Annotated in this window: 1 protein-coding gene; it reads right to left on the bottom strand. The window is 69.2% G+C overall.

Going from position 1 to position 707, the window contains the following annotated elements; translation table 11 throughout:
* Positions 1-707: DUF222 domain-containing protein (locus ACTJI8_RS20400; protein ID WP_440735265.1), on the bottom strand; the 707-nt coding region annotated here is incomplete at both ends.

Genomic DNA, 707 nt, shown 5'->3' with positions numbered 1-707 from the left:
GTCGATGGGTTGCCCACCGGCGAGTTCGGCGGGCTGCTCCACCCGGACACCGAACGCGGAGCCAACCGTTGTGCTGGTGGTCATCACCGTGAAGACGGGGATCGTGACTTCGACCCGGGCCTGGATCGCGGACAGCAACCCGTCGGTCGTGTCATGTCCGGACGGAGCACCCGTGAGCAGGGTGTCCGCGCAGAGGTCTGCGCGCAGCTGGTCGATCGTGCGGTCGTCGTCCGGGTCGCCGAGCGCTTCCGGGTCCGATTCCGACCCTGCGTTCGCGTTCGCCTTCTGCACAATCCGGGCCTGTTGGGTGAGCCGATCGTAGATCCCGTCGATCACCGCGGCGGCGTGGATGAGCCCGAGCATCTTCTGCCCGTCACCCAAGTCTTCCCGCCACACGGTGCGCTTCTCCTGGGCCTCCCGGTGCCGTTCCGTCAGGCTCCGCGGGGCGAGCCTTTCCGCGACCCGCTCGACCACCCTCTTCGCCCGGTGCGGGGTCTCACCCTCGCACGCATCGACCGCCGCCCGTTCGAACTCTGGCCGCACCTGATCGTCCAGCCGCGCCCCGGCGTCTTGGATGAGCCGCACGTGCGCGGCGTTGATCCGCGCGTCCTTGAACGCCTGCATCGTGGCCGGAAACCTCGTCATCAGCTCTGCGGCGCGCACCATCCGCCCTTGCACGACCCGGTCGGACATGTGCAGCACCGCCG

The organism is Microbacterium sp. 22303, assembly GCF_052045265.1.
GTDB lineage: Bacteria > Actinomycetota > Actinomycetes > Actinomycetales > Microbacteriaceae > Microbacterium.
The sequence above is the reverse complement of the archived record's forward strand: the minus strand, read 5'-3'. Positions and strand labels throughout refer to the sequence as shown.